Raw genomic sequence first — 5,559 nt, forward strand, 5'->3', positions numbered from 1 at the left:
CGCGCGCCACCAGTTCGCCGTCGGCGCGCCGGATGTCGCCTTCACAGAAGGCGATGGACGCGCCACGGCGCAGGCAGCGCGCTTCAATGACCAGGTCGCCCGTGCCGGGAGACAGGAATGTGGTGTTCATGTCGATGGTGGCCATGCCTTCGGTGGCGTCGGCGGACCCGCGTGCCGCCGCGCTAAGGGTGAAGTCCAGCACGCTCATCAGCGTGCCGCCATGCACGTCGCCCCGGCTGTTGGTCAGGTCTTGGCGCCACGGCAGGGTGGTGCGGGCGAATCCCGGCGCGACGCTCTCGGGCACCAGCCCGATGAAGTGCATAAAGGGTATCGTCAGGCCGAAATAGTCGGTGGAGGCAGAGGCAGATGGGGATGCGGGTGCGGTCATGAGCGTGGGCAAGATGGGTAAGCGGATAGAGCCGGTCATAATATATTTTTTTGCAGTGCCCGCCAGCGTGCAAGCGCGACGGGGCCATCGTCTTCACTGGAATGTCTGAACTCTTGCGCAAGATCGTGCATGTGGACATGGACGCGTTCTACGCGTCCGTGGAGCAGCGCGACAATCCCGACCTGCGCGGCAAGCCCGTGGTGGTGGCCTGGACCGGGCCGCGCTCGGTCGTCTGCGCGGCGTCCTACGAGGCGCGGCGCTTCGGCATTCATTCGGCCATGTCCGCCATCCGCGCCGAACGCCTGTGCCCGCAAGCCATCTACGTGCCCCCGGACTTCAACCGCTATCGCGAGGTGTCGCGCCAGATCCGGCAGATATTCGCGCGCCACACCGACCTGATCGAACCCCTGTCGCTGGACGAAGCCTATCTGGACGTGACGCATAACAAGGGCGGGCTGCCCTCGGCGACCGAAGTGGCGCAGGTCATCCGCCATCAGATCCGCGAGGAAACCGGCCTGACCGCATCGGCCGGCATCGCGCCCAACAAATTCCTGGCCAAGATCGCGTCCGACTGGAACAAGCCCGACGGGCAATTCGTCATCCGACCCACGAAGGTGCTGGAATTTCTGCAACCGCTGCCGGTGCGCAAAGTGCCCGGGGTGGGCAAGGTGACGCAGGCGCGCCTGGAGCAGCTGGGCATCCACACGGTGGGCGACCTGGCCACGCACAGCCTGGAAGAGCTGGCCCACTATTTCGGCCGCTACGGGCGCCGCCTGTACGAGCTGGCGCGCGGCATCGACGAACGCGAAGTGCAAACCGACCAGCCGTTGCAGCAGGTGTCGGCCGAGACCACGTTTTCGGAAGATATCCGGCTGGACGCGCTGGGCGACGCCATCGACCGCATGGCGGGCAAGGTCTGGGATCAGGCGTTGAAGAAGGGCGCGCTGGGGCGCACGGTGGTCCTGAAGTTGAAGACCGACCGGTTTCGCATCCTGACGCGCAGCCAGACCAGCCTGAATCCGCCGGGGTCGGCGGCCGAACTGGCGGCGTTGGCCAGGCTGTTATGCGAACGGGTGGAACTGCCGCCGGAAACGCTGTACCGACTGGCAGGGGTGGGGATGAGCAATTTTGCCGATCCCGCCGAGCAGTCGCGCCAGCCGGATCTGTTCGGCGGCGCGTTTTAACTGCCCGGCGTCCGGTCAGGCCAGACGGGCCTTGACCTGTTGCGACAACGCCGTCATGTCGGCGCGGCCGGCCAGCGCCTGCTTGAGCAGCGCCATGACCTTGCCCATGGCGGGCGCGCCCGTCACGCCTTGCGCGGCCACTTCGGCCAGCGCGGCGTCGATGGCGGCGGCCACTTCTTCAGGCGTTGCGGCCTGCGGCAAGAACTCTTGCAGCACCAGCAATTCGGCCTTTTCCTGTTCGGCGGTTTCCGTGCGGCCGGCCTGTTCGAACGCGGCGATGGACTCGCGCCGTTGCTTGACCTGCTTTTCGATGATGGCGGTGATTTCGGCGTCGTTCAGGTCGCGGCGCTCGTCCACTTCCTTCTGCTTGACGGCGGCCAGCAGGAAACGCAGCGTCGTCAGGCGTTCGGAAGCCTTGGCGCGCATGGCGTCCTTGACGGCATCGGACAGGCGGGTCTTGAGCGTAGCAGTGCTCATGTGTGAACCTTTTGGGTGGTGTTGCGGCAATTCGCAAGTGTAAATCGGGCGGGCCCGGATCGGGCTCGCATCGGGCCGGCATCGGCCCGGCTTACTTCACGCGGGCCAGATCCCCGCGCAGCGCTACGCCGGCCACCACGGCGCCCGCGTGGCATTCGTAGTCGGTCTTGCTGCGGGTTTCGTTTTTGCGATAGTAGCTGACGATGTTCGTCACGGCATTCGCGCCGGCCTTCTTGGCGGCTTCATGCAGCGAGATCACGGCCGATTGCGCGGCCCACAGGCACGCTTCCGGGTCCTTCTTGGCAAACGCATTGGTCTTGCGGTTGGTGACCACGTTGGCTTCCAGCACCTGTCCCTTGGGCCCCGTGCCCGCCAGGTAGAACTTGACGCTGCCGTCGATCTTGCCGGCGGCCAGGGCGGCCTCGATGGCCGGTTGCAGGGGCAGGAAGACGGTGCGGTCGGCGGCCAGGACCTGGGTCGAGCAGGCCAGCGACAGGGACAGAGCGCCAAAGAGCTTGTGGGTGATCTTCATGAAGTGCGTTTTCCGTGAGTGAAAGTAGGGAAGAAGGCAAAAAGAAGGCGAACAGAAGGTGAAAATTCAGTGAAAAAGGCGAATAGATGGAACAGGTCAATGCCGACCCGGCAAGGCCGGGCCGGCAACGCCCGGCACCGCTCAGGGCCAGCGCCGGAAGATCAGTGACGTGTTGATGCCGCCGAACGCGAAGTTGTTGTTCATGACGTATTCGTTGCTCATGCGGCGGCCTTCGCCCTGCACGTAGTCAAGCTCGCCGCAACGCGGATCAATGTTGCGCAGGTTCAGCGTGGGCGCGTACCAGTCGCGGTTCAACATCTCGATGCTGAACCAGGACTCCAGCACGCCGCAGGCTCCCAGCGTGTGGCCCAGATAGCTTTTCTGCGTGCTGATCGGCATGCGGGCACCGAACAGCGCGTGCGTGGCCTGCGTTTCGGCGATGTCGCCTTGTTCGGTCGCGGTGCCGTGACCGTTCACGTAGCCGATGGCCTCGGGCGGCAGCCCCGCATCGGTCAACGCCATCTGCATGGCGATGCGCATCGTGGCCGCTTCGGGCCGCGTGATGTGCGTGCCGTCCGAGTTGCTGCCGAATCCCACCACTTCCGCATGGATGCGCGCCCCGCGCGCCAGCGCATGGTCCAGCGATTCCAGCACCAGCATGCCGCCGCCTTCGCCAATGACCAGGCCGTCGCGGTCACGGTCGTAGGGGCGTGGCGTCAGTTCCGGCGTGTCGTTCTGCTGGCTGGTGGCGTACAGCGCGTCGAACACCAGCGCCTCGCTGGCGCACAGTTCTTCCGCGCCGCCGGCCAGCATCATGTCCTGGCGGCCATAGCGGATGGCCTCGTAGGCGTAGCCGATGCCCTGGCTGCCCGAGGTGCAGGCGCTGGATGTCGGAATAATGCGGCCCTTCAGCTCGAAGAAGATGCCCACGTTGGCCGCCGTGGTGTGCGGCATCATGCGCACATAGGAATTGGCGTTCAGGTCATCGGTGACGCCGTTCAGCAGCATGTTGCCGAACGCGCAGATCTCGGCGGTGCTGCCCACCGACGACCCGCAGGCCACGCCCATGCGGCCATCGGTGATGCGGGGGTCGCCCAGCAGCGACGCGTCGGCCAGCGCCAGCTCGGCGGCGCGCACGGCCAGCTGCGACACGCGGCCCATGCTGCGCAATTGCTTGCGCGTCCAGTGCGAGGGCACCTGGAAATCCTCGACGGGCCCTGCCAGGCGCGTGTTCAGTTCGGCAAAGCGCGACCAATCCGGCATGGTGCGGATGGCGCTGCGACCCGATTCAAACGCTTGCTGCACGCTGGCCCAATCCGAACCCAGCGCGCTGATGCCGGCCATGCCGGTGACGACAACCCGTTTCATCAGCACAAGCCTCCGTTGACGGCAATGACCTGGCGCGTGATGTAGGCGGCGCCCGGCGACATCAGGAAGGCCACCGTCGCGGCGACCTCTTCGGGCTTGCCCATGCGCTGGGCCGGCACGGCTTTCAGGATTTCTTCCACCGGTACGTGCTCGTCGATCATGTCGGTATCGATCAGGCCCGGCGCCACGCAGTTCACGGTGATCTGGCGCTTGGCCAATTCAACGGCCAGCGCCTTGGCCGCGCCGATCAGGCCGGCCTTGGACGCGCTGTAGTTGACCTGGCCACGGTTGCCCACCAGCCCGGACACCGACGCCATGCAGACCACGCGGCCCGGCGCGCGGCGCCGGATCATGGGCATGGCCAGCGGGCTCAGCACGTTGTAGAAGCCGTCCAGGTTGGTGCGCATCACCTGGTCCCAGTCGTCGGCCGTCAAGGCCGGGAAAGCGCCGTCGCGTGTCAGCCCGGCGTTCAGCACCACGCCGTAATACGCGCCGTGCGCTTCCACGTCCGCTTGCAGCACGGCCGCGCATTGTGCGCGGTCGGACACATCGAATTGCAGCACGCGCGCCTGGCGCCCGCGCGCGATGACGTCCGCCTGCACGGCCTCGGCCTGCTCGCGTTGCTGGCGGCAGTGCAGGACAAGATCGTGGCCGGCGTCAGCCAGTGCCATGGCAATGGCGCGGCCGATGCCGCGGCTTGATCCGGTTACAAGAATGGGGGCTGCGTTCATGTCGGGGAAGCTTCCTGGGTAAATTCGTCGGGGTCCTTGGGCTGATACACGTTCAGCCGGGCGTGCGCCAGCAGGCGGGATTCGTCGCGCAACTCGCATTCGAAAACGCTCATGCCGCTGGCGTCGATCAAGCCGCGTTGGACATGGATGGTCAGGGCCGCGCCGGCGGGCAGCGCGTTTGCATGGGATTCGTAGCGCCGGGTGCCAAGCAGGAATCCCAGCTTGACGGACGTGCCCGCTTCGCGTGCGTGGCAACCCGCCCAGGCGCCCACGGCTTGCGCCATCAGTTCCATGCCCAGCCAGGGCGGCAGCGAGCCGTCCGGCAAGGAGTACGGGCCGGGTTTGATGACGGCGTGGGCGCTGAGGCTGTCGGCGTCATAGCCGTCCACGGCGTCCAGCAAGATCATGTTGCCGGCATGCGGCAACAGGCTGGCGACGGGCCAGGGGCAGGCTTTCATGGCTGGGCTCCCAGGATCAGGCTGGCGTTGTTGCCGCCAAACGCAAAGGAATTGCTCATCGCGATACGGGGGCGGCCCGGCGCATAGCGATGTTGTCCCGTGCTGAAATTCAGCGCGGGCAGCGCCGGGTCGGCCTGGCCATCCCAGACGTGGGGCATCAGCCGGCCGTCGGGATTCATGGCGGAAAGCGTGATCCAGGCCAGCGCGGCTTCCATCGCGCCGGCCGCGCCTAGCGTGTGGCCGGTCAACGCCTTGGTGGACGCGCAGGGCACGCCTTCCGGGAACACCGCATGCATGGCGTGGCTTTCCATCGCGTCGTTGTGCGGGGTGCCGGTGCCGTGCAGGTTGACCCAGCCGATGTCGGCAGGCGCAAGCCGCGCGGCCTGCAAGGCGGCCAGCATGGCCTGACGCGGGGCCGCGC

The 5,559-nt window shown here is 66.5% G+C and carries 7 protein-coding genes and 1 pseudogene; 1 reads left to right on the forward strand and 7 read right to left on the reverse strand.

The features are described from left to right. A partial coding sequence (locus ACNPP0_RS18000) for a PaaI family thioesterase (protein ID WP_448706610.1) occupies positions 1-388 on the reverse strand: 388 nt, incomplete at its 3' end. Positions 389-489: 101 nt separating this feature from the next. On the opposite strand from ACNPP0_RS18000, the gene dinB reads away from it, so the two are divergent. Continuing rightward, a complete protein-coding gene (dinB, locus tag ACNPP0_RS18005) occupies positions 490-1,572 on the forward strand; it encodes a DNA polymerase IV (protein ID WP_332607390.1) in 1,083 nt (360 codons plus the stop codon). A 15-nt stretch (positions 1,573-1,587) separates the two neighbouring features. On the opposite strand, the gene ACNPP0_RS18010 is transcribed toward dinB, so the two are convergent. From ACNPP0_RS18010 to ACNPP0_RS18035, 6 genes and pseudogenes are all read right to left on the reverse strand, one after another. Beyond that, the gene (locus ACNPP0_RS18010; protein ID WP_006218783.1) at positions 1,588-2,049 is read right to left on the reverse strand and encodes a GatB/YqeY domain-containing protein; all 462 of its coding nucleotides are present in this window, start codon (positions 2,047-2,049) and stop codon (positions 1,588-1,590) included. Between the two features lie 91 nt (positions 2,050-2,140). Continuing rightward, the gene (locus ACNPP0_RS18015) at positions 2,141-2,581 is read right to left on the reverse strand and encodes an excinuclease (RefSeq protein ID WP_332607391.1); all 441 of its coding nucleotides are present in this window, start codon (positions 2,579-2,581) and stop codon (positions 2,141-2,143) included. 141 nt (positions 2,582-2,722) lie between these two features. Beyond that, on the reverse strand, positions 2,723-3,949 hold the full coding sequence (locus ACNPP0_RS18020) for a beta-ketoacyl-ACP synthase (protein ID WP_448706611.1): 1,227 nt from the start codon (positions 3,947-3,949) through the stop codon (positions 2,723-2,725). Continuing rightward, positions 3,949-4,680: a 3-oxoacyl-ACP reductase FabG gene (fabG, locus tag ACNPP0_RS18025; protein ID WP_332607393.1), complete on the reverse strand. Its 732-nt coding sequence runs from the start codon at positions 4,678-4,680 to the stop codon at positions 3,949-3,951. Before fabG ends, ACNPP0_RS18020 begins: the two co-directional genes overlap by 1 nt. Then, positions 4,677-5,138, reverse strand: coding sequence for a hotdog family protein (locus ACNPP0_RS18030; protein WP_448706612.1), 462 nt, complete (start codon positions 5,136-5,138; stop codon positions 4,677-4,679). The genes fabG and ACNPP0_RS18030 overlap by 4 nt, the downstream gene beginning before the upstream one ends. Further along, a pseudogene (locus ACNPP0_RS18035) lies at positions 5,135-5,559 on the reverse strand (beta-ketoacyl-[acyl-carrier-protein] synthase II); the annotation flags it as partial. The pseudogene ACNPP0_RS18035 and the gene ACNPP0_RS18030, both read right to left, overlap by 4 nt.

This window comes from Achromobacter semiaridum (assembly GCF_053543755.1).